This window comes from Neisseria sp. HMSC068C04 (assembly GCF_001810105.1).
In the GTDB taxonomy this organism is placed as follows: Bacteria; Pseudomonadota; Gammaproteobacteria; order Burkholderiales; family Neisseriaceae; genus Neisseria; species Neisseria flavescens_B.
In genome coordinates this window covers 1-25,246 of record NZ_KV799956.1, presented here as the reverse complement: position 1 = coordinate 25,246, position 25,246 = coordinate 1, and the positions used below count along the sequence as shown (strand labels likewise).

The window sequence follows — 25,246 nt, the reverse complement described above, 5'->3', positions numbered from 1 at the left end:
CATCAAACGCTGATTTTGGCGTCTTTACAATCATAATAATGGAGCTCAAGAATATGACAGCTAAAGGACAAATGTTACAAGATCCTTTTTTGAATGCGTTGCGTAAAGAGCACGTTCCGGTTTCAATCTACTTGGTAAACGGCATCAAGCTGCAAGGTCAAGTGGAATCATTCGACCAGTACGTTGTTCTGCTGCGTAATACTTCCGTCACTCAAATGGTTTACAAACACGCTATCTCAACAATCGTTCCTGCACGCGCAGTCAGCCTGCAACACGAAAATAAACAACCTCAAGCCGCTGCCGCAGCTGCTCCGGTTCAAGTTGAGACTGTGCAACAACCTGCCGAATAAATGATGTAACGCATTCCTGTTTTTCAATACCTTACCGCTTTTGCGGTAGGGTATTTTTATTTTCAGACGACCTTTATCATGCTGCTTGAGAACATTCTTCCCTTTGCCCACTCCCTGTTACGACAAGCCTTAAAAGTAGGCGGCCGCGCTTTGGATGCGACGGCCGGAAACGGGCATGATACTTTGCTGTTGGCGCAGTCGGTTGGCGAGACGGGTAGGGTGTGGGCTTTTGATGTGCAATTTAAAGCACTGGCGCAGACTCAAGGCCGTCTGAAAGAAAATGGCGTAGATGGTTGGGTAGCCCTGATACATGACGGCCATGAAAACCTTTTATCTTATATCGACGAGCCTTTAGATGCCGCAGTATTTAATTTCGGTTGGCTGCCGGGTGGCGATAAAAGCTGCACGACTGAAGCGGAAAGCAGCATCCGTGCGCTGACGGATACTTTGGGTTTGCTGAAAGAGGGCGGGCTGGCCGTGGCGGTATTGTACCCGGGGCATAAAGCCGGCCGAATAGAGGCTGAAGCGATTGTGCAATGGGCGGAAACTTTGCCGCAGGAAGCCTTTGCCGTGTTACGCTATGGCTTTGTCAACCGCCGCAATGCGCCTCCCTATCTGCTGGCGATTGAAAAGTTGCGTCAGAAATAAATGTTTGCGGTAAAATAGCTGCTTTGTTTTTCAACCCTCAACATAAGAAACTGCCATGCAATATCTGTTTGTAAAATACAGCCATCAGATTTTCGTTGCCATTACCATCCTGTTGTTCAACATCCGTTTTTTCCTGCTCTGGCGTCATCCTGAGAAGCCGTTGGCAGGCATTTGGAAAGCCATGCCGCATTTGAACGACACCATGTTGCTGTTTACCGGCTTGTGGCTGATGAAGATTACCCATTTTTCGCCGTTCAATGCGCCGTGGCTCGGCATGAAAATCCTGCTGTTGCTGGTTTATATTGTGTTGGGCATGATTATGATGCGTTCGCGTCCGCGTTCGCCGAAATTCTATATCGTCTACGCTTTAGCCATGTCGTGTGTTGCCACGATTGTTTTCCTTGCCAAAACCAAAACGCTGCCGTTTTAAACGAGGCCGTCTGAAATGTATCCGCATTTTGCCGTTATCGCTTTGGGCAGCAATCTCGCCAATCCTGCCGAACAGGTTCGCGCTGCTTTGGACGAATTGGCCGCGCATCCGCATATTCGGCTCGAAAAGGCTTCTTCCCTGTATCTGACTGCGCCAGTCGGCTATGACGATCAGCCCGATTTTGTGAACGCCGTTTGTACCGTGAAAACTTCATTAGACGGAGTGGTGCTGTTGGCGGAGTTAAACCGTATCGAGGCCGAATTTGGGCGCGAACGTACCTTCCGTAATGCGCCGCGCACTTTGGATTTGGACATCATCGATTTTGACAGTATCCGCAGCGATGACCCGCATCTGACTTTGCCGCATCCGCGCGCGCATGAGCGCAGTTTCGTTATGTTACCGCTGGCCGAAATCCTTCCGGATTTCGAGTTGGGCGAGCATGGCCGTGCGGCTGATTTGGCTCAGGCTTTGGGCGGGCAGGGTATTCGCCTGTTGAGAGAATAAAGGCTGTCTGAAAAACGGACTAAAACAAGAAAGGGCGTGTTGGACACGCCTTTTTTGCTATAAAATATTGTTGGGAAACACATTACAAAGAGTTACTATGAATCCTCGTTATATTGTTGTTGAAGGCGCCATCGGTAGCGGCAAAACTGCTTTGAGCCGCCGCTTGGCAGAGCATTTCAGCGCGTTGCTGTTGTCGGAAAATCCGGATCACAATCCGTTTCTCATGAAGTTTTACAGCAATGTTTCCAATAATGGCTTGGCTGCCGAGCTTTTCTTCCTGACGCGCCGCGCTGAAAGCGTGAATATTATTGAAGACCAATGCGCGCAAGGCGGAATGGTTGTGGCTGATTTTCTGCCGGAAAAAGACCGTATTTTTACGCCTATCGTTTTGAATGATGACGAGCAGCAGCTTTTTGCCGATATGAAGCAACGCATTCTGCCGCAATACGCAGAGCCCGATGTGGTGATTTATCTGCAAACCGCTGTCGAAAACAACCGCAAACGTCTGCAAAAACGTCACGAAGGCATCATCAGCTTGTTTCCCGAAGGCTATTTGGGACGTGTGCATGACGAATACAGCCATTTCTTCCATTTGTATCAAAGCGCGCCTTTGCTGACCGTCAATGCCGATGAGTTGGATTTGGCCGGCAATGACGACCACTTCCAGCTTTTGTTGCGCGCATTGGAAGATTTTCAAGGTACGCGCAGTTATTTGAATTTAAGCGAAAAATAAACGCAGGCTAGGTTTAGGCCGTCTGAAAGGAATAATATGTCAAAATATCAATTCACACTCCCATCTTCTTCCGGCAGCGATTTTAACTCCGCCGAACATTTGCCGTTGGTTGTCTATTTTTATCCTAAAGACAGCACGCCCGGCTGTACCACCGAAGGCTTGGATTTCAATGCCCGATTGGAGCAATTCAAAGCATTGGGCTATACCGTTGTTGGTATTTCGCGCGACGGCGTCAAATCGCATCAGAATTTCTGCGCCAAACAAGGCTTCCAGTTTGAATTGTTGAGCGACAAAGAAGAAACCGTCTGCAAACTGTTTGACGTGATCAAGCTGAAAAAGCTTTACGGCAAAGAATCCCTCGGCATCGAGCGCAGTACGTTTGTGTTGGACGAAAACGGCGAAATCGCCCATGAATGGCGCAAAGTCAAAGTGGCCGGACACGCGCAGGAAGTTTTGGATACAATTTCTCAAGCCTCTTAATAGGGCTTTGAAAACCTAAGGCCGTCTGAACGGATGTAAAGTCATGCCGTTCAGACGGCCTTTCAATACAGTTTGATGAATATGGACGATTTAATAGACAAGCTGCTTGAATCCCTTTGGTTGCAAGACAGGCTCAGCCACAATACGCTGCAAAGTTACCGCCGTGATTTGGTCAAAGTCGCAGCGCGGTTGGCCGATGGCGGGCAGGATTGGTTGAGTGCCGATGAGTTTGCCCTGTCTGATGCCGTGTATGCAGAGGGGGAGAAAAACACGTCCCAAGCGCGGGCATTGTCGGCTTGCAAGCGTATGTACGGCTGGTTGGAAGAAACAGGACAAAGAGCAGACAATCCCACCCGTTTTCTCAAAGCGCCGAAATCGGAACGCAAACTGCCCACGCTGATTACCGAAGCCCAAATCGATGCACTGCTGGCTGCACCGGATGTAGAAACGCCGCATGGCCTGCGCGACAAAGCCTTGCTCGAAGTCATGTATGCAACAGGTTTGCGCGTGACCGAAGCCGTCAAATTGACGCTCAGCGACATTGATTTACATCGCGGCAGTATCCGCACCATAGGCAAGGGCGACAAATTGCGTCTGGTTCCATTGGGGCAGGAAGCGGCATATTGGGTGGAACGCTATTGCAACGAATCGCGCCCATTGTTGCTGAAAAACAAAATCTGCGACGAAGTGTTTGTCAGCCAGAAACGCAGCGGCATCAGCCGTCAGCTTGCATGGATGATAGTTAAAGAATATGCCGAAGCAGCCGGTATTGCTTCGCTCAGCCCGCACGGTTTACGCCATGCTTTTGCCACGCATTTGGTCAATCACGGCGTCGATTTGCGTTCAGTCCAGATGATGTTGGGACATTCCGATATCAACACCACGCAGATTTATACCCATGTTGCCAATATCCGTTTGAAAAACATGGTCGATGAACACCATTCCCGTTCATAAATAAAGGCGGCATCTCGAAGATGCCGCTTTTTGTTATTGAGGCCGTCTGAAAGGTTATCAAACTTTAAAATTATAAAATATCAATCAAAATATAAAATTTCATAGAAAAAATTCAAAGCAAAAGGGCTGTGCCAATATTGCAATGCAAACCGTTTTTATTTATATTTACGTTCAAGAATAAATCCTACTCTCAATTACAGAGGGTAACAAAATAATTGGAGCACATCATGTTCGTATGCATCTGCAATGCCATTACCGACCACGACATCAAAGAGACCATCGCCGCCGGTGCAACCACCATGAGCGATTTGCAGGCTCAATTAGGCGTGGCGACTTGTTGCGGTTGCTGCGGCGAATTGGCAGCGTCATTTTTGACTGCAAGCAGTGCACAAAATACCGTGACTGCCGGTATCAACGTTCAGTCTTAATTTCAGAATACACATAAAGGCCGTCTGAAGGCGTGACAGAAATCCTTGATTTCGTTTCGCGCCTGTTCAGACGGCCTTTGTCATGCCTGTATGGTTTGGAAGCATTTTGCTATACAATGGCCGCTTTTGTCCCTCCGAGAGTAACCGCCATGAAACTGACCTTGATGTTTCGGGAATATTGCAGCCTGTGCCACAAAATGCGCGAACAATTAAAGCCTTATCAGGAGCAGTTTGGATTTGAGCTGGATATTGTCGATGTTGATGAAGATCCGGTTTTAGAAGAAAAGTACAATGAGCTGGTGCCTGTTTTGCTGGATGGCGATACCGAAATCTGCCATTGGTTTTTGGACGAAGAAAAACTGAAAGCGCATTTGAGCGCGTAACAAACCGTTGACCATATTATCTTTCAGACGGCCTTTGGCTGTTTAGGCCGTCTGAACATTGATTTTATTATGACTGAAAAACTTTCTCCCGATGCGCTGATTGAAGCGGCGCTGTTAACGCAAGTCGAACCCCTAAACGAAAAAGCTATGCGCGAATTGTGCGTGCCACCGTTGTCGCAAGACAAGCTGATTGATGTGTTGGCGCAACTGAAGACCCGTTGGCAGGGCAGGGCTTTGCGACTGGTGCATACCCATGAGGGTTGGCGCTTCCAAATCGCCCAAGCCGCATTTGAACGACTGGGCAGCCTGCAAGAGCAGCGCGCGCCGCGTTATTCCCGCGCCGTAATGGAAACGCTGGCGATTATTGCCTATCAGCAACCGGTCACGCGTGGCGATATCGAAGGCATACGCGGCGTGGCGGTGTCGCAAAATGTAATGCAAACCTTGCAAGATAGGGGCTGGATTGAAGTCATCGGCCACCGTGATTCTGTCGGCCGTCCGGCTTTGTGGGCAACAACGGCAACATTCTTAAGTGATTTGCGGTTGGAAAGTTTGGAAGAATTGCCACCACTGACTGAATTGGGCGAGTTGGTGTTGCCTGATTTGATGGAAACGTCGCCGACAGGCGATGAGGAGGCTGAAGAAGCAGTTGAATCAGGAAGCAGACTGATTAACTGATTTGAATGTAAAGGCCGTCTGAAACAATCGTGTTTCAGATTGCAACAAAATGAGCCGTCGGTAGAGCTGGTGGTGCATAAAGGAACCGTAAGGGATTTTGTCTATGGGATTAAATCCGTAAAGCGGGAAATTACCGACCAGTTGATTCGTGAAGACAGCCTGCCTCATTTCAAATATGCAGCAACGTTCATACCGTTGACGTATTTTTCGGATGGGCGTGATGGATACGATGTGCAATATATGACGCAAAAAGAATTGATTGCCGATATGCTCAAGCAGTATGAGCGTTATCTGAACCTGCTTGCCGGAGTGGGGCAGGAATTGATGGGGCATGAACAAGTAGAGCTGGCAGAGTAAAATAAATTTAGGCCGTCTGAACATGTAGCAATATTCAGACGGCCTTTTTATTGTCTGCTTTAAAAATAAATTGTTTAAAATAAATATCTTAGATAAATTATAAGAAAAATCTGATTCAAACTATAAAAAATCTTAGTTATAATCAGATTATCTAAAGCTATTCCGCATAGGTGCGGGTGATTTACTAAGGAATACTGCAATGCTGTTGGCACTTTCTTTGCGTGATTTTGTCATTGTTGAAAACCTAAATCTTGATTTTCAAAACGGCTTTACCGTATTGACGGGCGAGACCGGCGCAGGCAAATCGATTACTCTGGATGCGATTGGCCTGTTGTTGGGCGATAAAGCCGATTACAGCCAAGTGCGCAGCGGCGCCAAAGAAGCGCAGTTGTCGGCTTTATTCGACATCAGCGGTTTGCCCGAACTGAAAGCGCAGCTTCAGGAGCAAGGCCTTTTGGAAGAAGATGCCGAAGAACTCAGCATCCGCCGTATTATCGATGCCAAGGGTAAAAGCCGCAGTTATATCAATAATCAGGCAGCAACATTGGCGCAGCTGAAAGCCATCGGCGAGCAGTTAATCGATATTCACGGCCAAAATGCCCATCATTCGCTGAATCAAGAGTCTGCGCAACGCGAGTTGTTGGATGCGTTTGCCGGCAGCAAAGAGCAGGCAGAAACGGTCAAACAGCTTTATCAAAATTGGGTCAATGCGAAAAAGGCACTGCAAGACGCGCAAGAGCAGGCAGAAACCATGGCCATCGAACGCGAGCGTTTGGAATGGCAGTTTAATGAATTGAACCAATTGGAGCTCAAACCCAATGAATGGGAAACCTTAAGCCAAAGCCACGACAGCCTGGCGCATTCGGCCGAGTTGCTGCAAACCGCCGAACAAGTAGGCGACAGCATAGACGGAGACAACGGCATCCAACGTCAAATCTATCAATGCCAAAAATTACTGGGCAATCTGCAAAACATTGAGCCGCGCTTCGCCGAGAGTCTGAATATGTTGGCAAGTATTGAAGCAGAATTGGGTGAAATCAGTGCCAATATGCGCGATGTGGCCGGTCGCAGTGACATCGATCCTAATGAATTGGCCGCACAAGAAAGCCGCATGAGCGAATTGATGAGTATGGCGCGCAAATACCGCATTGAGCCGGAAGAGTTGCCGCAAAAGTTGGCAGAAATCGATGAGCGCCTGCAAAACCTGCAAGCGGCTGCCGATTTGGAAGCCTTGGAAAATACAGTCGCGCACAATCTTGCCGAATACCACGAAGCCGCGCATATTCTCTCCGCCATGCGCCATCAGGCAGCCGGCCGTTTGGGCGAAGAGACCACCGAGCATATGCAGCATTTGGCCATGAGAGGTGCACGTTTTGACATCGTCTTGTTGCCGTCTTCGCCGACCGCACATGGTCTGGAGCAGGTGCAATTCCAAGTGGCGGCGAATAAAGGCAATCCGTCCCGACCCTTGAACAAAGTGGCTTCCGGTGGCGAATTAGCGCGTATCAGCTTGGCTTTGCAAGTGGTTGCCAGCCAATATACGCAAGTGCCGACATTGATTTTTGACGAAGTGGATACCGGTATTGGTGGCGGAGTTGCTGAAATGGTCGGTAAAGCTTTGCGTGCCTTAGGTAAAAAACATCAAGTCTTGGCGGTAACCCATCTTCCTCAAGTCGCCTCTTGCGGTGAAAACCATTGGCAGGTACGCAAGCATAGTGAAGGGGAGCAAACCGTTAGCGAAATCAGCGTCTTGAAACATCATCAGCGCATTGAGGAAATCGCGCGTATGCTGGGTGGCGAAATCATTACCGATACCACACGCAGCCATGCCGCCGAACTCTTGCATCTGGCAGCCGCCTAAAAGCCTTAAGGCCGTCTGAAAATAGGATTCAGACGGCCTTTTCTATATTTTGCCACCTTTCAGGCAGGCAGAATACAAGGTATGATTATATCGTCTGTTTACAAGGAAATTTTGATGAAAGTCCTGTTTATCGCCGATCCGATGGCAAGTTTTAAAACCTATAAAGACACTACTTACGCCATGATGCGTGAAATGGCAAAGCGCGGTTGGCAGCTTTTTCATACCTTGAGCGGAGAGTTGTCCGTCCGTGAAGGCTTGGTGGTGGCTCAGGCAGCGGCATTTGAGTTTGTCGGCGCGAAGAATGATGACGATCACGAATGGTTTAAAGCAGAGGCAAAAGTTCAGACGGTCTTAAAAGATTTCGATGCGGTTATTATGCGCACTGATCCGCCGTTTGATATGCAATATCTGTATGCGACCCAGTTTTTAACTTTGGCACAGCAGCAGGGCGCAAAAGTGTTTAACAGCGGGCAGGCAATGCGCGATTTCAATGAGAAATTGGCGATTTTGAACTTCAGCCAGTTTACCGCGCCGACTTTGGTTACCACACGTTCCGCCGATGTCCGTGCCTTTTTGAAAGAACACGGCGATATCATCATCAAACCTTTGGACGGCATGGGCGGTATGGGCATTTTCCGCCTGACCGAATCCGACCCCAATATCGGCAGTATTTTGGAAACCCTGATGCAGCTTGATTCACGTACCATCATGGCGCAACGTTATATTCCTGAAATCGTACATGGCGACAAGCGCATTCTGATTATTGGTGGGGAAGTTGTTCCGTATGCTTTGGCGCGTATTCCGCAAAACGGAGAAACGCGCGGCAACTTGGCTGCCGGCGGTCGCGGCGTGGCACAGGAATTGAGCGAGCGCGACCGTGAAATTGCAGAAACCCTGGCGCCTGAATTGAAACGCCGCGGTATTTTGCTTGCCGGTTTGGATGTCATCGGTAGCAACCTGACCGAAGTCAACGTAACCAGCCCGACAGGCTTCCAAGAAATCATGAAGCAAAAAGATTTCGACGTTGCCGCCATGTTCGCAGATGCCGTGGCATCTTGGGCAAAACAATAAACCCAAAGGCCGTCTGAAAATTGACTTGACCGTTTCTTTTCAGACGGCCTTTTTATATTGAGTATATGATGAAAACATCTTCCTACGCATCTGAAAAAAAAGGAAAAAACGGCATTAAGCGCATCATCAATGCGTTTGGTTATTCCAAAGACGGACTGGCTGCCGCGTATCGTTATGAAAGCGCATTTCGCCAAGTTTTTTGGCTGAACCTGATTTTAATTGTCTTGGCTTTGTTCCTTGATTTCGGCCCGGTCACCAAAATGGTGCTTATTGTCGCATCGTTTATTTCACTGATTACCGAATTGTTTAATACCGCCATCGAGGCAGCTGTTGACCATACCTCTACTGAAAAACACGAGCTGGCCAAGCGTGCCAAAGATGCCGGTTCGGCCGCGCAACTGATGGCTTTGTTAATGTTATTTATTGTTTGGATTGTTGCATTAACTGCTTAGAAATGTGGTAATATGGTAATTCATTAGGATTAGATAGTATTACTTAATCTATATCAAAGTTTTCAGACGGCCTTCGGTTGTAAGATGAAAGCTGTATATCCCAGCCATGTGGCAAACATAAGGAGCAAAACATGAAAAAATTAATGGCAACCCTGATTCTGGCAGGCTTGGCAACTTCCGTATCTGCAGCCGGTATCCATATTGAAGACGGTTGGGCACGTTCTACCGTTGAAGGTATGAAAATGGGTGGCGCATTCATGAAAATCCACAACGATGAAGCTAAAAAAGACTTCTTGGTTGGCGGCAGCAGCCCGGTAGCCGAGCGTATCGAAGTACATACCCATGTAAACGACAACGGCGTAATGCGCATGCGCGAAGTTAAAGGCGGCATCCCGCTGGAAGCAAAAGGCGTAACCGAGCTGAAACCGGGCAGCTACCACGTTATGTTCATGGGTCTGAAAAAACCGCTGAAAGAAGGCGAAAAAGTACCTGTTACCCTGAAATTCAAAAATGCCAAACCTCAAACCGTACAACTGGAAGTGAAAACCGCACCGCAATCCGGCATGGATCACGGTCACGGTCATGATCACGGTGGCGCGCATCAACACTAATTGCTTGAATTTGCATATAAAGGCCGTCTGAAAGTCATTGGGCTTTCAGACGGCCTTTTCTGTCGTTAAATCAAAATGTGCTAAAATCACGCTTTAAAAAATGCATTTGAAACCCACATTCCCCTCATGAATACTACCAACACACCAACAAACATCATCGTCGGCCTCTCCGGCGGCGTCGATTCATCTGTTACCGCGGCCCTGCTCAAACAGCAAGGCCATCAAATCAGCGGCGTGTTCATGCAGAACTGGGAAGATGACGACAACGACGAATATTGCAGCATCAAACAAGACTCCTTTGATGCCATTGCCGTTGCCGATATCATCGGTATCGATATCGACATCGTCAATTTTGCCGCGCAATATAAAGACAATGTATTTGCCTATTTCCTCAAAGAATACAGCGCAGGCCGCACGCCAAACCCGGATGTATTGTGCAATGCCGAAATCAAATTCAAATGCTTTTTGGACTACGCCATCGAGCAGGGCGCCGATACCATTGCCACCGGACACTATGCCCGCAAAGAAGTTCGCAACGGTGTGCATTACCTGCTCAAAGGCTTGGATCAAAACAAAGACCAAAGCTATTTCCTGTACCGTCTCAAGCCTTTCCAACTCGAGCGCGCAATTTTCCCATTGGGCGAGTTGGAGAAGCCTGAAGTCCGCCGTCTTGCCGAAGAATTCAAATTACCGACTGCAACCAAAAAAGACAGTACCGGTATTTGCTTTATTGGTGAACGCCCGTTCCGCGAATTTCTGCAAAAATACCTGCCGACCAATAATGGCAAAATGGTTACCCCTGAAGGCAAAGTAGTCGGCGAACACGTCGGCTTGATGTTTTACACGCTGGGCCAACGCAAAGGCTTGGGTATCGGCGGCGCAGGCGAACCATGGTTTGTCGCGGCCAAGGATTTGACCAAAAACGAACTGATTGTCGTCCAAGGCCATGACCATCCTTTGCTTTATACGCAAAGCCTGGTGATGAACGATTTGAGTTTCACATTGCCCGAACGCCCGAAAGAAGGACGCTATACCTGCAAAACGCGCTACCGTATGGCTGACGCACCTTGTACGTTGCATTACTTGGATGATGAAACCATCGAGCTTGTCTTTGATGAGCCGCAATGGGCAGTAACGCCCGGACAATCTGCGGTACTGTACGACGGCGATGTGTGCTTGGGCGGCGGTATCATCATGTCCACCGACAAGCCTGTCATTATTACTGCTTAATAAAAGGGCCGTCTGAAAACGAAGCGGCGGATTGAATAAAGCCTTCAGACGGCCTTGATTCCAAAAAAACGACTAAATAAAAGACTGATCAATATGGAAAAACTCTGGCTCAAAAGCTATGAACAAGGCGTAAACCCTGAAATCGATATTTCTCAATACAGCTCCATCAGCGACGTATTCCGTCAAAGTATCGAGAAATTCGCGGATAAACCTGCTTTTCAAAACATGGGCAAAACGCTGACTTATGCCGAAGTGGGCAAGTTGGCGACCGATTTTGCGTCTTACCTGCAAAATGTATTGAAACTGCCGCGTGGTGAGCGTGTGGCGATTATGATGCCGAACGTTTTGCAATATCCGATTGCGCTTTTCGGTATTCTGCAGGCTGGTTTGGTAGCAGTGAATACTAATCCGCTTTATACGCCGCGCGAGTTGGAACATCAGTTGAAAGACAGCGGTGCGACAACGATTGTCGTGTTGGAGAACTTTGCCAATACGTTGGAGCTGGTGTTGCCGCGTACGCAAATCAAACATGTGATTGTCGCGTCGGTCGGCGAGATGTTCGGCATGATTAAAGGCGCGTTGATGAACTTCGTCATCCGCAAAGTGAAAAAAATGGTGCCGGAATACCGCATTCCCAATACCGTGACTTTTCAGACGGCCTTGAAGCAAGGTGCGGCCAATTCGTTCAAACCAGTCGAGTTGACGCGCGACGATACTGCCTTGCTGCAATATACAGGCGGCACGACCGGTTTGGCAAAAGGCGCCGTCCTCAGTCACGGCAATATCTGCGCCAATATGTTGCAGGCAAAAGAATGGATTAAAAACAGCCTGCACGAAGGCGAAGAAACGGTCATTGCCGCGTTGCCGCTGTATCATATCTTTGCCTTGACGGTGAACCTGATGATCTTTGCGAATACCGGTTCTAAAATCATCCTGATTACCAATCCGCGCGACATGAAAGGATTTGTTGGTGAATTGAAAAAAGAGCGCATCAGCGTGTTTATTGGTGTGAATACCCTGTTTAATGCGATGGTCAACCGTCCAGATTTTGCCGAAGTCGATTTTTCCCGTTTGAAGCTGACTTTGGGTGGCGGTATGGCAACGCAAAGAGCCGTGGCGGAAAAATGGAAAAAAATCACCGGTACGCCGATTGTGGAAGCCTATGGCTTGACCGAAGCCAGCCCGGGCGTATGTTGTAATCCTTTGAATATTGAAGCTTACAGCGGCGGTATCGGTCTGCCTGTTCCTTCAACTGAGATAGAATTGCGTGATGCAAACGGCAAAGAAGTGCCTATCGGACAACCGGGCGAATTGTGGGTACGCGGTCCGCAAGTGATGAAAGGCTATTGGAACCGTCCTGAAGAAACTGTCAAAGCAATCGATGCGCGCGGCTTTTTGGAGACCGGCGATATTGCCGTGATGGATGAAAAAGGCTGGCTGAAGCTGGTGGATCGCAAAAAAGATTTGATTGTGGTATCCGGTTTCAATGTGTATCCGAACGAAATCGAAGAAGTGGTGGCTAGCAATGACAAGGTTTTGGAAGTCGCCTGTATCGGCGTGAAAAGTGAGAAAACCGGCGAGGCGATTAAGGTCTTCGTCGTACGCAAAGACCCGTCTTTGACCAAGGAAGAACTGATCGATTTCTGCCGCAAAGAACTGACGGCGTATAAAGTGCCGAAAGACATCGAATTCCGCGACGAGTTGCCAAAATCCAACGTTGGCAAAATCCTGCGCCGCGAGCTGCGCTGATATATAGAATCAGTATGATAAGGCCGTCTGAAAACGCTGTTTTCAGACGGCCTGAAGCTTTTGCCGTTTGCCAGAATATGCTGCTTCAAGTTAAAATCACACATTCCAACATGGGTATCACATCATGACTAAATTTATTTTCGTAACCGGCGGCGTTGTATCTTCTTTGGGTAAAGGTATCGCCGCCGCTTCTATTGCTACTATTCTCGAGTCGCGTGGCTTGAACGTGACCATGCTTAAGCTCGACCCGTATATCAACGTTGACCCAGGTACCATGAGCCCGTTTCAACACGGCGAAGTATTCGTTACCGATGACGGCGCGGAAACCGACCTCGACCTCGGTCACTACGAGCGTTTCATCAACGCCACCATGACCCGCCGCAACAGCTTCAGTACCGGCCAAGTCTATGAAAACGTGATTGCCAAAGAGCGTCGTGGCGACTATTTGGGCGGTACCGTACAAGTGATTCCGCACATTACCGATGAAATCAAACGCCGTATCCATGAGGGCGCAGCCGGTTATGATGTGGCGATTGTCGAAATCGGCGGTACAGTCGGCGATATCGAATCGTTGCCTTTCTTGGAAGCCATCCGCCAAATGCGCAGCCAGCTCGGCCGCAACAATACATTGTTTGCCCATCTGAGCTATGTTCCTTACATTGCTGCTGCCGGTGAAATCAAAACCAAACCGACCCAGCATACCGTTAAAGAAATGTTGAGCATCGGTTTGCAACCGGACATCCTGATCTGCCGTATGGACAGAGAAATGCCTGCGGACGAGCGCCGTAAGATTGCATTGTTCTGTAACGTTGAAGAACGTGCCATCGTGGGCAGCTACGATGTGGACAGCATTTACGAATGTCCTGAAATGCTGCATAACCAAGGCATCGACAGCATTATTACCGAGCAGCTCCAACTGAATGTCAAACAAGCCGATTTGACCGAATGGAAGAAAATCGTTCACGCGATTCGAAATCCGAAACATATCGTCAAAATCGCGATGGTCGGCAAATACGTTGATTTGACCGAGTCCTACAAATCATTGATCGAAGCCCTGAAACATGCCGGTATTCACACTGAAACCGACGTACAAATTACCTTTGTCGACAGCGAAAGCATCGAGAAGGGCAATGGTGACGTTTCCATGCTCAAAGGCATGGACGCGATTTTGGTGCCGGGAGGCTTCGGTTCACGCGGCGTGGAAGGCAAAATTGCCGCCGTACGCTATGCGCGTGAAAACAACGTACCATACTTGGGTATCTGCTTGGGCATGCAAATCGCCCTGATCGAATACGCCCGTGATGTTGCAGGCTTGAAGGGTGCGAACTCTACCGAGTTTGACTTGAAATGCGCCGCACCTGTCGTTGCCCTGATTGACGAATGGCAAACTGCCGACGGCAGTGTAGAAACCCGTGACGAATCTGCCGATTTGGGCGGCACCATGCGTTTGGGTGCGCAAGAAGTTGACCTCAAACCGGGCAGCCTTGCCGCAAAAATCTACGGCAGCGAACATATCCGCGAACGCCATCGCCACCGCTACGAAGTTAACAACAATTATGTTCCTCAGTTGGAAAAAGCCGGTTTGGTCATCGGCGGCGTATCCGCAGGCCGCGAGCGTTTGGTTGAAACCATCGAATTGCCAAATCATCCTTGGTTCTTCGCGTGTCAGTTCCATCCGGAATTTACTTCCAATCCGCGCAAAGGCCATCCTTTGTTCAGCGCGTTTGTGAAAGCTGCGTTGGGTAACAAAAAAGCCTGATTGATGTGATTGAAAAAGCACCCGTTATCCGGGTGCTTTTTTGTTTTCAGACGGCCTTAGAAGTTATTTGTCTTCATTGACTTCGCGGTCGTTCAAAGGTTGTACGGGACGGTTGTTTTCGCCGCCGATAATGTCGCGCATGGCTTTAAACTGTGCCGCATCTGCCTGAACCGGAGTTTTTAAGACAACCCAAGTAACGTTTTCGCTGCAAGGCGGCGTTGTCAGCGAGCCTTTCAGTTGGAAGGACTTGCTATCTTTAGGCAGCAGGGCTTGGATATTCAGGTTTTTCAACGCTACGGATTCGCCCGCTTTCAGTTTTTTGGCTGTGAGTGCGGATAAGGCAGGATTGTTTTTGCCCGGTTTAAATACAGAGCCGATGACTGCCAAAGTACCGTCTTCGGCTTGATGGACGAAATGCGCTTCCATTGGGAAATGTTTGCCTTTGAAAGTATGTTCGCTCGGTGTATGGAAGTGGAATTGTTTGAAGGTATAGGTTTTACCGTTAATCACGATGGTTTGGGCCTTGCCTTGCGGCGTGGCTTGAAGGGTATGGCCGTTATTTTCTACTTTGTAGTCGGCGACGTTGTAACGGTATGCCGGTTGTTTGCCTTTTACTGCTTTTGTTGTGGAGAAATCCACTGGAGATTGCTGTTTGCCTGTTTTGCAGACAGCAAAGTCTTCACTCAAATCACCCCAGTGTGCAGCATCGTTTTCACCTGTGTAAGACCAATGTGCATGATGGGTTTCGGCGGATACCGTTGCAGTAGAGACAGCCATTAGCAAAGATAAAAAGAGATGTTTGTTCAACATAAAGGACTCCTATTTATTTATATTAGGTAAAAGGAAAAATTTATACCAAATAAATTATTGATATAAAAAAGTTTCTTTATAAGAAGAAAGTTAATGATAGTGATAATTTGGGAATATTGGGTTGATATATGGCAAACATTTATCAAGCAATCATTTTTGATTAAATGATTACAATAATAGGGATAATTGTCCTTGCCATGACTTTGAATGGGAGAGGCCGTCTGAAATTTTTTTCAGACGGCCTGTTTATTTAAAAATGTTGTAAAAAGTCTAAACTCTAATGAATAAAAGTGTCTATCAAGATGAAAGTAGTTGTTTGTAGCGTTGGAAAACATTAATATTGCTAAACGTGTTTTCACGAGATTTTAACTTTGTTTTGGAGAGATTAATGAAAAAATCGATTATCGCTTTGGTTATTGCCGGTTTGCCGCTGGCTGCCTCTGCAGAAGTGATTCTGTATGGTCAAATCAAAAGCAGCGTGACCGTCGGTCAAGTAAAAATCAAAGGTGATGCAGGTTCTGAAACCAGCTCTACCGCAACCAGCATCAATGACAATACTTCCCGTATCGGTTTCAAAGGCAGCGAAAACCTCGGTGGCGATTTGAAAGCCATTTGGCAAGTTGAACAAAAAACGGCCATTACCGGCGGTTCACAAGGTTTTGCCACTCGTGATTCCTTCATCGGTTTGCAAGGTAAATTCGGTAAAGTCCGTGCCGGTAAACTCAGCAATATGCTGAACGAAATGGATACCATCGATCCATGGATGTACAAAACCAATGCCGCAGGCTTGGGCATCTTTACCCGTACCGGCAACCGTAATGCCGCTGTACGCTACGACAGCCCGGATTTTGGCGGATTCAAATTCAACGTGTCTTACGCACCGCGCGACAACCGCAATCCTTTAGACAAATACACGCACACCAAAGCAGCCAAAGACCAATACACCGGCGGCGTGAGCTTCTCTAAAAACGGCTTTACTGCCAATGCGGCTTACGGCCACTACAACGGCGCGTACACCGACAATTCTGGCAAAGTCAAAGCGGCACAAATCGCCAAAGTTGAAACTTATTACGACAAAGACAATCTCTTTGTCGGTGGCGGCGTACACTATGCCAAAGGCCATGAGACAGCCAACGAATATTTAGGTTATTTCACCGATGATTTTAATAAGTACAAAGGCACTGTTATTATTACTGATTCAGGCAAATCAGAAGCCGTGAAAGTGGTTGATGCAGCGGTAACTGTCGGCTACAAATTGGGCAATGTCACCCCACGCATTACTTACGCGCACGGCTGGCCTGCCAAGGGCGTGAACAGCGGCGAGAAATTGGTGGATAAATTCGACCAAGTTGTCGTCGGCGGTCAATATACCTTCAGCAAACGCACCGGCGTAGTTGCCCAACTGGCGTATCTGAAAGTCGGCAACAAAACCCGTCTGACTGCAGCCAACAAAGGCGGCGTTGAACAAAAAGCTGCTTCTGTGGGCCTGTATCACAAATTCTAAGCCGTCTTGAAAGACAAGGCCGTCTGAAAAATTTCAGACGGCCTTTTTCTTGATTAAAGCAGTTTATTTGTCGTGGTTGGTCAGCGTTGTACCGTGACGGCCGCCGCGTTCTTTCAAACGTTGTACCAAGCCTTCGACCGTTGTCGGCATACCGTCGATACAGAATGCCTGATACAGGGCGGTGTGCAGGGCGTCGTTGCGGCTGAACGCATTGCCGATCAGCTTCCAATCGCCTTTGCGCGGCTCGATCCAGCGGTGATTTACTGTGTCGCCGTAAGCGAATACTTTGTAAGACGAACGCTTGTCGTTGCTGTAAGTAAAGGACGTGCGGGCGCAATAGAGGCCTTCGACGGAGAGGTTGTCGTAGCCTTTGTCGGAGCGCACGTTTAAGATGTAGCGGATGCTGTTGTCCGGCGCAGGCATGATTTGCAGGCTGCTGAGCAGGATTTTGGGCTGCTTGCCGTAGGTTTCGTTGACATAGAGGTCGAACCAATCGCCCGATTGGGTATCGGGCAGGGGCGGCAACTCGGCTTTGTGTTCTTTAAATTCGCGTGCGGCAACTTCTTCAGGGCTTTCCTGATAACGCGTGTTGGTCAGCGTATCCTTTTGGCTGAAACCCAAAGCAAATGCTTGAGTCGCGGCAAGGCTGAGAGCGAGAAGGGCAAAACGGCGCATAGACAGCTCCAAAGTGAAAAACGGCTTTATTTTATGGGCTTGCAGGGTGGGGTGCAAGTAAGTGCGGTATAATTGACGTTAATTCTGATTAATATGACGAGTTTTCATCATGAATACACAAATTCTGGATGTCATCGGTTTGAAATGCCCGCTGCCGATTTTGTGTGCCAAAAAAGCTTTGGCGCAAATGCAGGAAGGCGAAGTGCTGACCGTATTGGCCACCGATGGCGGCGCGCCCGGCGATTTTGAAGCGTTTTGCCGTCAGACCGGACATGTTTTGTTGGAATCGAGCGAGGCCGACGGCGTGTTTAAGCTGGTGTTGAAGCACAAATAAAGGCCGTCTGAAATGTCTAAAGCCGTCGCGTTGTCTGCCGCTGTATTGGCTGTCTGCCTGAGTGCATGCGGCAATGAAGGCGTTTCGCCGCAGAACGCTGCCGATTATGCTCAAAATGTAACCGACTTGTTCCGCCAAAGCTGCGTGGCCGCAGACGGTGATGCCACTCTTGTCGGCGAGTTTGCCAATGCCAACAAACTGGTTTTATTGTCGAAAAAAGATATTGCCGATTTGCCTGCCGGAATGATGGATTTGGAGGCATTAAGCATTTGGAAGAAAACGGAAAACGGCACGGATTATTATTTGAGCCTGACTGAAGACAGTTGCAGCGTGCGCACGGCTAAAGCCGACGACCATCTGATTTTCAAACAATTTTTGGCTTTGGCAGAAAATCCGCCGCAAGGTTTGAACGCTGAATTGCGTGCCGATAATTTGGCGGAAACCCCGTTGCCTATGCGTCAGATTTCCTACGCATGGCGCGCATCCGGCAGTCCGAAAGAAACCTTGCTGACCGTTAAAACAACGTCGTCCGAGCATTTTCCGGTACAGGCTGTTTTTTATTTGACCCATCATTCTTACGACAATAAGGCCCCCGTTTTGCCTTAGGCCGGTTGACGATTGAAAAACATCAAATTAATAGAAACCGTTACCGCCGAATAAAGGCCGTCTGAAACATTATCAAACCAAACCACTCGAAAGTAAGCTATGCAAACCCTGACCATCATCCGCCCCGACGATATGCACTTACACCTGCGCGATGGTGACGCGCTCAAAGCCGTTGCCCCGTACACCGCCCGACAAATGGGCCGCGCGGTTATCATGCCCAACCTGAAGCCGCCCGTCGTCAGCGTTGCCGATGCCCAAGCATACAAAGAGCGCATTATGGCCGCCCTGCCCGAAGGCAGCGCCTTCCAGCCGTTGATGACGCTTTATTTGACCGACAACGCCACTCCCGAACTCGTGCGTGAAGCCAAGGCTGCCGGTATTGTGGCTTTCAAACTCTATCCTGCAGGCGCGACCACCAATTCCGATTCGGGCGTGACCGACTTGTTTAAGCTGATTCCTGTGTTGGAAGAAATGGCAAAACAGGGTATTTTGTTCTTGGTTCACGGCGAAGTGACCAATTCTGAAATTGATATTTTCGACCGCGAGGCCGCCTTTATTGAGCGCGTGATGAAGCCGGTTTTGGCGCAAGTGCCAAACCTCAAGGTCGTGTTCGAACACATCACCACTGCCGAAGCAGCCCGACTGGTATTGGAAGCCGGCGATAATGTGGCCGCGTCTGTGACGCCGCAACACTTGCTGCTCAACCGCAACGACCTTTTGGTCGGAGGCGTGCGCCCTCATCATTTCTGCTTGCCGGTTCTCAAACGCGAAACCCACCGTCAGGCTTTGGTTGCCGCTGTTACCGGCGATAAGGCGCACAAATTCTTCCTCGGCACGGATTCTGCACCACATGCCAAAACTGCCAAAGAAAATGCTTGCGGTTGCGCCGGTATGTTCAGCGCGATGACCGCTATCGAGCTTTATGCCGAAGTGTTTGAGAAAGCAGGCGCGCTGGACAAACTGGAAGCCTTTGCTTCTAAAAACGGCCCACGTTTCTACGGTCTGCCTGAAAATATCGATACCATCACATTGGTCAAACAAACGCAAACCGTTCCTGCCAGCGTACCTTACGGCGATGGCGAGCTTGTACCGATGAGGGCTGGCGGCGAGATTGAATGGACGGTGCAATATTAAATTTGCCGTCAATAAGGCATAAAAAGAAACAACCTGCTTGAAAGGGCAGGTTGTTTTTTATTGTCGTTCAGACGGCCTGTTATGGGGAGGGAAGACAGACAAGGCCGTCTGAAAACCGGATTATATTGTGTGTTTAGTCGGTCAACATGGGTTTCAGCACTTCCCAAGCCTGCGGCAGTTGGGTAAAGCCGTCCGAAGCCATCAAATGGCCGCCTTCGGGGATATGGGTAACAGGGCTTTTAAGTTTGGCCGCCATGTCCAAAGTCAATTCAGGCGGAACATGGGTGTCGTTGTCGGAAACCAGGCAGTGTTTGGGCATGTCGATTTTGCGCAGGATGTCGAAATTTGGGGACGCTGCTTTAATGTAGGCATCGAGCGCGGGCAGGGGCGGCAACGTATCGGTAAAACCGGCAGCAAGCAGCAGGCCGCCGATTTTTTGCGGCTGTTGGCGGCTGAGGAAGTGAAGGAGGGTAATGCAACCGAGGCTGTGGCCGACTAGGAAGGTATGGGCATCGGGCTTGCCGATGTGCTGGTCAAGGGTAAACTGCCACGCGGTCGTGCTTGGTTTGTCGGGATTGGGCATGGCAAGGGAGATTGCTTGTGCGCCGGTACTTTTGATTTGGGCGCAAAGCCAGTCAAACCAGTTGCCGTGCGGATTGCCTTCAAAGCCATGTACGATATAAACGCGTCGATTCATGTTTCTCCTCCTTCAGACGGCCTGAGATTTTTGTCTAAATCTCTGCCTGTAAGCATTCATTATACCATGTTTGTTTATGTTTTATTGTTTGTTGCTTTGTAAGGATGATTGATTAAGCTTTTGTTGTTAAATGATATTTGCAAGAATAATAAAGCAAACAACACGGCAGTGGCGGATGGCTTTGCCGTGTTGTTCGGGTTTGAAATATATGGGCCGTCTGAAAAATCGGTTTAGAAATAGCCTTGTTTTTTACGCTCTTCCATTGCCGCTTCCGATACGCGGTCGTCCATGCGCGTGGCGCTGCGTTCGGAAATGGTCGCGGCGGCGGTTTCGGCAATGATGTCTTCCGGCGTGGCGGCGGTGCTGGCAACCGGGCAGGTGCAGGAAATATCGCCGACGGTGCGGAAGCGGACATCGCGGATTTGGGCAACTTCGCCTTCGCGTTTTGGGGTCAACGGGGTAACGGGAACGAGCAGGCCGTTTCGTTCGACAACTTCGCGTTTGTGGGTGTAATAAATCGGCGGCAGGGCGAGTTTTTCGCGTGCGATGTATTGCCAGATGTCCAATTCCGTCCAGTTAGAAATCGGGAACACGCGCATGTTTTCGCCTTGGAACAGGCGCGTATTGTAGAGCGACCATAATTCGGGACGTTGGTTTTTAGGATCCCATTGGCCGAACTCGTCGCGGAAAGAGAAGATGCGTTCTTTGGCGCGTGCTTTTTCTTCATCGCGGCGTGCGCCGCCCATCAGCGCATCAAAGCCTTGTTCTTCGATGGTTTCAACCAGCGTAACGGCTTGTGCGGCATTGCGTGAATCGGTTTCGCGGCGCAAGACGACGCTGCCTTTGCGGATGGATTCTTCGACGCTGCCGACCACAAGTTGTATGCCGGTACGCGCGACTGTATCGTCGCGAAACTGGATGACTTCGGGGTAGTTGTGGCCGGTATTGACGTGTAGGAGTTTGAACGGTAGCTTCAGCGGGCGGCCTTCGATTTGGAAGGCTTTGACGGCAAGCGCCAGCAATACGACGGAGTCTTTGCCGCCGGAGAACAGCAAGGCCGGATTTTGGGCATTGGCAATGACTTCGCGGATGATGTAGATAGACTCGGCTTCGAGCCAGTCGAGGTGGTGGTTTTGGATAGACATTTTTTTCTCTCTTTGCAACCTTGACGACAGTCGATACTTTAGTGAGGCCGTCTGAAAAAGGGAAAGAATGGTTTGTTTGTTGCAAAGATGTTTTTGTTATATTGCAAGGCCGTATTTTTCAGACGGCCTTTGCGCTTTAACTTATTTTTAACCCGATTTCTCTGACGAAGTGCCTGTCTTAGCGTACACTTTGGTCTTTTAGAAATGAGAATGGTTTATGTATCACGGCGAGAGATTTAATGCGTACAGCCATTTGGCCGGTTTCTTGTTGGCGGTGGCGGCGTTGGTGCTGATGCTGGTGAAAGCGGTGGAATCGGCGGACGGCTATCGGATTGCCGGTGCACTGACTTACGGAGTCTGCCTGCTGCTCCTGTATTTGGGTTCAACCTTATACCACAGTATTCCGCAGCCGAAGGCCAAGGCGATTTTGCAAAAGGTCGATCATTGCATGATTTATCTTTTGATTGCTGGCAGCTATACGCCGTTTACGCTGATTACCCTTCACGGTGGCTGGGGCTGGTCGCTTTTCGGCGTGTCGTGGGGGCTGGCTTTGCTGGGCATTGTTCAGGAGCTGACGATTGGGCGCAAAAGCGAGAAGCGGCTGCTGTCAATGGTGATTTATGTGTTGATGGGCTGGCTGATTGTGGTGGCGGTATGGCCGCTGATACAGTCGCTTTCAGCCGGTGGGCTGTTTTGGCTGGTGTTGGGCGGCGTATTGTATAGCGTGGGGATTTATTGGTTTATCAACGATACGAAAATCCGCCACGGCCACGGTATCTGGCACTTGTTTGTCTTGGCAGGCAGTTTGACGCAATTTATCAGCATTTATTTTTATGTGTTGTAGTTTCAGACGGCCTGAGACCTTTGCAATAACATAGGTTACTAAAATTTTATGCTCAATCTCATTTTCAAAATGCAAAACCTTTCTGATTTTTCCTACTTTTTGCTCAATATTAGGAGGGTTTTAGTCAATTGAAAATTTTTTGGCGCATTTTTATGCGTCAAATTTCGTTAACAGACTATTTTTGCAAAGGTCTCGGCCTGAAATAAAAAACCTCTCAGGTTGACTGAGAGGTTTTTGTTTGTCGTTAATCAGGGTTTTTGTCGTGAAATTCGTGGAATTCGTAGTTGTAGGTCAACTCTTTGCCGGCTTTGGTTTGCGCCAGATAATCGTCGTAAACCGCACGGATTTCCTTACGCAGCAGGAAGAGGGCAATTAAGTTCGGCAAGACCATAAAGCCGTTGAACATATCGGACATACTCCAAACCAAATCCACTTTGCCCAAGGTACCCAGTACGATGGCCACCAAAACCAGTGCGCGGTAGATGCCCAAGTGTTTGCCGCGGAACAGGAAGCGGATATTGGATTCGCCGAAGTAGTACCAGCCGATGATGGTGGTAAAGGCGAAGAAAGTCAGACAGACGGCGAGCAGTTGCGAACCGAAACCTGGGAAGGCTTTGTTAAACGCCAATTGGGTAACCGCAGCGCCGGTTTCGCCGGATAAGTTAGCGTCGGTCAGCAGGATAATCAGCGCGGTTGCCGTGCAGACCATCAGCGTATCGATAAAGATACCGATAAACGCGGCCATACCTTGTTGCACAGGGTGTTTGACGTTGGCGGTCGCATGAGCGTGCGGGGTCGAACCCATACCGGCTTCATTGGAAAACAGGCCGCGTGCCACACCGAAGCGGACTGCCTCGCGCATACCGATACCGGCCGCACCGCCCAATACCGCTTCAGGATTGAAGGCGGCGACAAAGATACTGTGGAACATCGGGATGATGTGGTCGGAGAATTTGAACAAAATAATCACGGCACACAAGATGTAAATTACCGCCATAAATGGCACGACAAATTGCGCGATACCGGCAATGCGGTTGATGCCGCCGATGATGATCAGGCCGGCGAATACCGCCAAAGCAATGCCGACAGCCATCGGAGGAATATCGAAAGCCAAATTCATGGCAGAGGCGATGGAGTTGGATTGGGTTGCGTTACCGATGAAACCCAGAGCGATAATCAAGGCAATGGAGAAAAAGCCGGACAGGAAACGCGCCGCGCCACGGCCGATTTTCGGGGTCAGGCCGTGCGTGATGTAAAACGCAGGGCCACCGATGTATTTGCCGTGGCTGACCACGCGGTATTTTTGCGCCAAAACGGCTTCTGCAAAAATGGTAGACATGCCCAAAATGGCAGACAACCACATCCAAAAGATGGCCCCCGGACCGCCGGCAGTAATCGCAGTGGCGACACCGGCAACGTTACCGGTACCGATTTGCGCGGAAATCGCTACGGCAAGCGCTTGAAATTGAGACAGGGATTTGCCTTCGTGGTCTTTGTCTTTTTTGCTGAACAGGCCGCCGAAAACGGCTTTGAAACCCGCCCCCAATTTGGTTACTTGCGGCGCGCCCAAGTACAGGGTAAAAAACAGGCCGATACCGATTAAGGCATAAATCAGCAGGTAGTCCCAAAGAACCTGATTGACTGCACCCACCAGAGCAGACAATATTTCTTCCATAATAAAACCTTTAATAAAAACAATAAAAATAAAATGATACGGGTAACTACTCCCACTCATTTTTCATGGTTGGCAACATCGGCGAGCAGGCCGTTTTGCCATTCGATACCGGTTAAGTTGTTAACAATTTTGACCGGTTTTGTCATCATACCGTAAACCTTCGTGAATTAAAACGAAAAACTGACAAAGGGTTGCCGCAAATGTGCTTCTTTATTTAAAAAAGGTTTTTTTGTTTTCAGACGGCCTTTTTTTGCAAATGTTTGGGCCGTCTGAATATTTTGGCTAAAGGCAACTTATGATAAAATGCACGCCTTACAAATGAAGCAAATTCCGCCTCAACGCGTGAAAAAACGAAAGGAATCAACATGGCAGGCCATAGTAAGTGGGCAAATATCCAACACAAAAAAGCCCGACAAGATGCCAAACGCGGCAAAATCTTCACCCGTTTGATTAAAGAAATTACCGTTGCTGCCCGTATGGGCGGCGGCGACCCCGGCGCAAATCCGCGCCTGCGCCTGGCTTTGGAAAAAGCTGCTGAAAACAATATGCCTAAAGACAACGTGCAACGTGCCATCGACAAAGGTACGGGCAATCTGGAAGGCGTGGAATACATCGAGTTGCGTTACGAAGGCTACGGCATCGGCGGCGCGGCTTTGATGGTGGATTGCCTGACCGACAACAAAACCCGTACCGTTGCCGATGTGCGCCATGCGTTCACTAAAAACGGCGGTAATTTGGGTACCGACGGCTGCGTAGCGTTCAACTTCGTTCATCAAGGCTATTTGGTGTTTGAACCGGGCGTTGACGAAGATGCGCTGATGGAAGCGGCTTTGGAAGCCGGTGCGGAAGATGTCATCACCAACGACGACGGTTCCATCGAAGTGATTACCGCGCCGAACGACTGGGCAGGTGTGAAATCGGCTTTGGAAGCGGCAGGTTACAAATCTGTTGACGGCGACGTTACCATGCGCGCCCAAAACGAAACCGAGTTGAGTGGCGAAGATGCGGTTAAGATGCAAAAACTGATTGACGCATTGGAAGATTTGGACGACGTACAAGACGTTTACACTTCTGCCGTGTTGAATCTGGACTAAACAGTTTGAAGAACAAAAGGCCGGCGGATTCGCATTTGAAGTGCAACTTT

At 49.0% G+C, this 25,246-nt stretch carries 28 protein-coding genes and 1 pseudogene; 24 read left to right on the top strand and 5 right to left on the bottom strand.

Going from position 1 to position 25,246, the window contains the following annotated elements; translation table 11 throughout:
* The first annotated feature begins 53 nt into the window (after window positions 1–53).
* The 18 genes and pseudogenes from hfq to HMPREF2700_RS06070 all read left to right on the top strand — a co-directional run bounded on the left by hfq (window position 54) and on the right by HMPREF2700_RS06070 (window position 14,678).
* Complete coding sequence (gene hfq, locus HMPREF2700_RS06155; RefSeq protein WP_036493792.1) at window positions 54–350, top strand: RNA chaperone Hfq; 297 nt, start codon at window positions 54–56, stop codon at window positions 348–350.
* Between the two features lie 78 nt (window positions 351–428).
* Window positions 429–998, top strand: a complete 570-nt coding sequence (locus HMPREF2700_RS06150) for a tRNA 5-(aminomethyl)-2-thiouridylate-methyltransferase MnmM (protein WP_070590986.1) — start codon at window positions 429–431, stop codon at window positions 996–998.
* A gap of 55 nt (window positions 999–1,053) precedes the next feature.
* Window positions 1,054–1,428, top strand: coding sequence for a SirB2 family protein (locus tag HMPREF2700_RS06145; protein ID WP_070590985.1), 375 nt, complete (start codon window positions 1,054–1,056; stop codon window positions 1,426–1,428).
* A 15-nt stretch (window positions 1,429–1,443) separates the two neighbouring features.
* Window positions 1,444–1,932, top strand: coding sequence for a 2-amino-4-hydroxy-6-hydroxymethyldihydropteridine diphosphokinase (gene folK, locus HMPREF2700_RS06140; protein WP_070590984.1), 489 nt, complete (start codon window positions 1,444–1,446; stop codon window positions 1,930–1,932).
* A 97-nt stretch (window positions 1,933–2,029) separates the two neighbouring features.
* Complete coding sequence (locus HMPREF2700_RS06135) at window positions 2,030–2,665, top strand: deoxynucleoside kinase (RefSeq protein ID WP_070590983.1); 636 nt, start codon at window positions 2,030–2,032, stop codon at window positions 2,663–2,665.
* A gap of 36 nt (window positions 2,666–2,701) precedes the next feature.
* Window positions 2,702–3,145 (top strand): peroxiredoxin, encoded by a 444-nt coding sequence (locus tag HMPREF2700_RS06130; RefSeq protein ID WP_003683206.1) that lies wholly within the window; start codon window positions 2,702–2,704, stop codon window positions 3,143–3,145.
* 81 nt (window positions 3,146–3,226) lie between these two features.
* Window positions 3,227–4,099, top strand: a complete 873-nt coding sequence (gene xerD / locus HMPREF2700_RS06125) for a site-specific tyrosine recombinase XerD (protein ID WP_070590981.1) — start codon at window positions 3,227–3,229, stop codon at window positions 4,097–4,099.
* 227 nt (window positions 4,100–4,326) lie between these two features.
* Window positions 4,327–4,527 (top strand): (2Fe-2S)-binding protein, encoded by a 201-nt coding sequence (locus tag HMPREF2700_RS06120; protein ID WP_003681978.1) that lies wholly within the window; start codon window positions 4,327–4,329, stop codon window positions 4,525–4,527.
* 149 nt (window positions 4,528–4,676) lie between these two features.
* Window positions 4,677–4,910, top strand: coding sequence for a glutaredoxin family protein (locus HMPREF2700_RS06115; protein WP_036472354.1), 234 nt, complete (start codon window positions 4,677–4,679; stop codon window positions 4,908–4,910).
* A 69-nt stretch (window positions 4,911–4,979) separates the two neighbouring features.
* Window positions 4,980–5,588 (top strand): SMC-Scp complex subunit ScpB, encoded by a 609-nt coding sequence (locus HMPREF2700_RS06110; protein ID WP_070590979.1) that lies wholly within the window; start codon window positions 4,980–4,982, stop codon window positions 5,586–5,588.
* 45 nt (window positions 5,589–5,633) lie between these two features.
* Window positions 5,634–5,945, top strand: a pseudogene (locus HMPREF2700_RS06105) (BCCT family transporter); the annotation flags it as partial.
* A 199-nt stretch (window positions 5,946–6,144) separates the two neighbouring features.
* On the top strand, window positions 6,145–7,806 hold the full coding sequence (recN, locus tag HMPREF2700_RS06100; RefSeq protein WP_070590976.1) for a DNA repair protein RecN: 1,662 nt from the start codon (window positions 6,145–6,147) through the stop codon (window positions 7,804–7,806).
* A 114-nt stretch (window positions 7,807–7,920) separates the two neighbouring features.
* A complete protein-coding gene (gshB, locus tag HMPREF2700_RS06095; protein ID WP_070590974.1) occupies window positions 7,921–8,877 on the top strand; it encodes a glutathione synthase in 957 nt (318 codons plus the stop codon).
* 68 nt (window positions 8,878–8,945) lie between these two features.
* Complete coding sequence (locus tag HMPREF2700_RS06090; RefSeq protein WP_070590972.1) at window positions 8,946–9,329, top strand: diacylglycerol kinase; 384 nt, start codon at window positions 8,946–8,948, stop codon at window positions 9,327–9,329.
* Window positions 9,330–9,460: 131 nt separating this feature from the next.
* Complete coding sequence (locus HMPREF2700_RS06085; protein WP_070590970.1) at window positions 9,461–9,940, top strand: copper chaperone PCu(A)C; 480 nt, start codon at window positions 9,461–9,463, stop codon at window positions 9,938–9,940.
* A gap of 126 nt (window positions 9,941–10,066) precedes the next feature.
* Window positions 10,067–11,170, top strand: a complete 1,104-nt coding sequence (mnmA, locus tag HMPREF2700_RS06080) for a tRNA 2-thiouridine(34) synthase MnmA (RefSeq protein WP_070590968.1) — start codon at window positions 10,067–10,069, stop codon at window positions 11,168–11,170.
* Between the two features lie 93 nt (window positions 11,171–11,263).
* The gene (locus tag HMPREF2700_RS06075; RefSeq protein ID WP_070590967.1) at window positions 11,264–12,919 is read left to right on the top strand and encodes an AMP-binding protein; all 1,656 of its coding nucleotides are present in this window, start codon (window positions 11,264–11,266) and stop codon (window positions 12,917–12,919) included.
* 124 nt (window positions 12,920–13,043) lie between these two features.
* The gene (locus tag HMPREF2700_RS06070) at window positions 13,044–14,678 is read left to right on the top strand and encodes a CTP synthase (RefSeq protein ID WP_070590965.1); all 1,635 of its coding nucleotides are present in this window, start codon (window positions 13,044–13,046) and stop codon (window positions 14,676–14,678) included.
* 63 nt (window positions 14,679–14,741) lie between these two features.
* Here the strand turns inward: HMPREF2700_RS06070 and HMPREF2700_RS06065 are convergent, their stop codons facing one another.
* Window positions 14,742–15,488 carry a carbonic anhydrase gene (locus HMPREF2700_RS06065; protein WP_070590964.1) on the bottom strand — a complete coding sequence of 249 codons (747 nt, stop codon included), beginning with the start codon at window positions 15,486–15,488 and terminating at the stop codon, window positions 14,742–14,744.
* Between the two features lie 388 nt (window positions 15,489–15,876).
* Between HMPREF2700_RS06065 and HMPREF2700_RS06060 the strand changes: the two genes are divergently transcribed.
* Entirely contained in the window at window positions 15,877–16,992 is a 1,116-nt protein-coding gene (locus HMPREF2700_RS06060; protein ID WP_070590963.1) for a porin, read from the top strand.
* Window positions 16,993–17,055: 63 nt separating this feature from the next.
* On the opposite strand, the gene HMPREF2700_RS06055 is transcribed toward HMPREF2700_RS06060, so the two are convergent.
* The gene (locus HMPREF2700_RS06055) at window positions 17,056–17,667 is read right to left on the bottom strand and encodes a CNP1-like family protein (RefSeq protein WP_070590962.1); all 612 of its coding nucleotides are present in this window, start codon (window positions 17,665–17,667) and stop codon (window positions 17,056–17,058) included.
* A gap of 109 nt (window positions 17,668–17,776) precedes the next feature.
* Between HMPREF2700_RS06055 and HMPREF2700_RS06050 the strand changes: the two genes are divergently transcribed.
* The 3 genes from HMPREF2700_RS06050 (at window position 17,777) to pyrC (ending at window position 19,741) form a co-directional block, all read left to right on the top strand.
* Window positions 17,777–18,001, top strand: a complete 225-nt coding sequence (locus tag HMPREF2700_RS06050) for a sulfurtransferase TusA family protein (RefSeq protein ID WP_070590961.1) — start codon at window positions 17,777–17,779, stop codon at window positions 17,999–18,001.
* Window positions 18,002–18,013: 12 nt separating this feature from the next.
* Window positions 18,014–18,607: an NMCC_0638 family (lipo)protein gene (locus tag HMPREF2700_RS06045; protein ID WP_070590960.1), complete on the top strand. Its 594-nt coding sequence runs from the start codon at window positions 18,014–18,016 to the stop codon at window positions 18,605–18,607.
* 99 nt (window positions 18,608–18,706) lie between these two features.
* On the top strand, window positions 18,707–19,741 hold the full coding sequence (gene pyrC / locus HMPREF2700_RS06040; protein ID WP_070590959.1) for a dihydroorotase: 1,035 nt from the start codon (window positions 18,707–18,709) through the stop codon (window positions 19,739–19,741).
* A 133-nt stretch (window positions 19,742–19,874) separates the two neighbouring features.
* Here pyrC and HMPREF2700_RS06035 read toward each other — a convergent pair whose 3' ends face one another.
* Window positions 19,875–20,438, bottom strand: a complete 564-nt coding sequence (locus HMPREF2700_RS06035; protein WP_070590958.1) for an RBBP9/YdeN family alpha/beta hydrolase — start codon at window positions 20,436–20,438, stop codon at window positions 19,875–19,877.
* A gap of 230 nt (window positions 20,439–20,668) precedes the next feature.
* Entirely contained in the window at window positions 20,669–21,583 is a 915-nt protein-coding gene (gene cysD, locus HMPREF2700_RS06030; RefSeq protein WP_070590957.1) for a sulfate adenylyltransferase subunit CysD, read from the bottom strand.
* 217 nt (window positions 21,584–21,800) lie between these two features.
* Between cysD and HMPREF2700_RS06025 the strand changes: the two genes are divergently transcribed.
* Window positions 21,801–22,427 (top strand): PAQR family membrane homeostasis protein TrhA, encoded by a 627-nt coding sequence (locus tag HMPREF2700_RS06025; protein WP_049331323.1) that lies wholly within the window; start codon window positions 21,801–21,803, stop codon window positions 22,425–22,427.
* Window positions 22,428–22,671: 244 nt separating this feature from the next.
* On the opposite strand, the gene HMPREF2700_RS06020 is transcribed toward HMPREF2700_RS06025, so the two are convergent.
* Window positions 22,672–24,102, bottom strand: a complete 1,431-nt coding sequence (locus HMPREF2700_RS06020; protein WP_070461433.1) for an alanine/glycine:cation symporter family protein — start codon at window positions 24,100–24,102, stop codon at window positions 22,672–22,674.
* Window positions 24,103–24,467: 365 nt separating this feature from the next.
* On the opposite strand from HMPREF2700_RS06020, the gene HMPREF2700_RS06015 reads away from it, so the two are divergent.
* Window positions 24,468–25,196 (top strand): YebC/PmpR family DNA-binding transcriptional regulator, encoded by a 729-nt coding sequence (locus HMPREF2700_RS06015; RefSeq protein WP_049329917.1) that lies wholly within the window; start codon window positions 24,468–24,470, stop codon window positions 25,194–25,196.
* The last annotated feature ends 50 nt before the right edge of the window (window positions 25,197–25,246 follow it).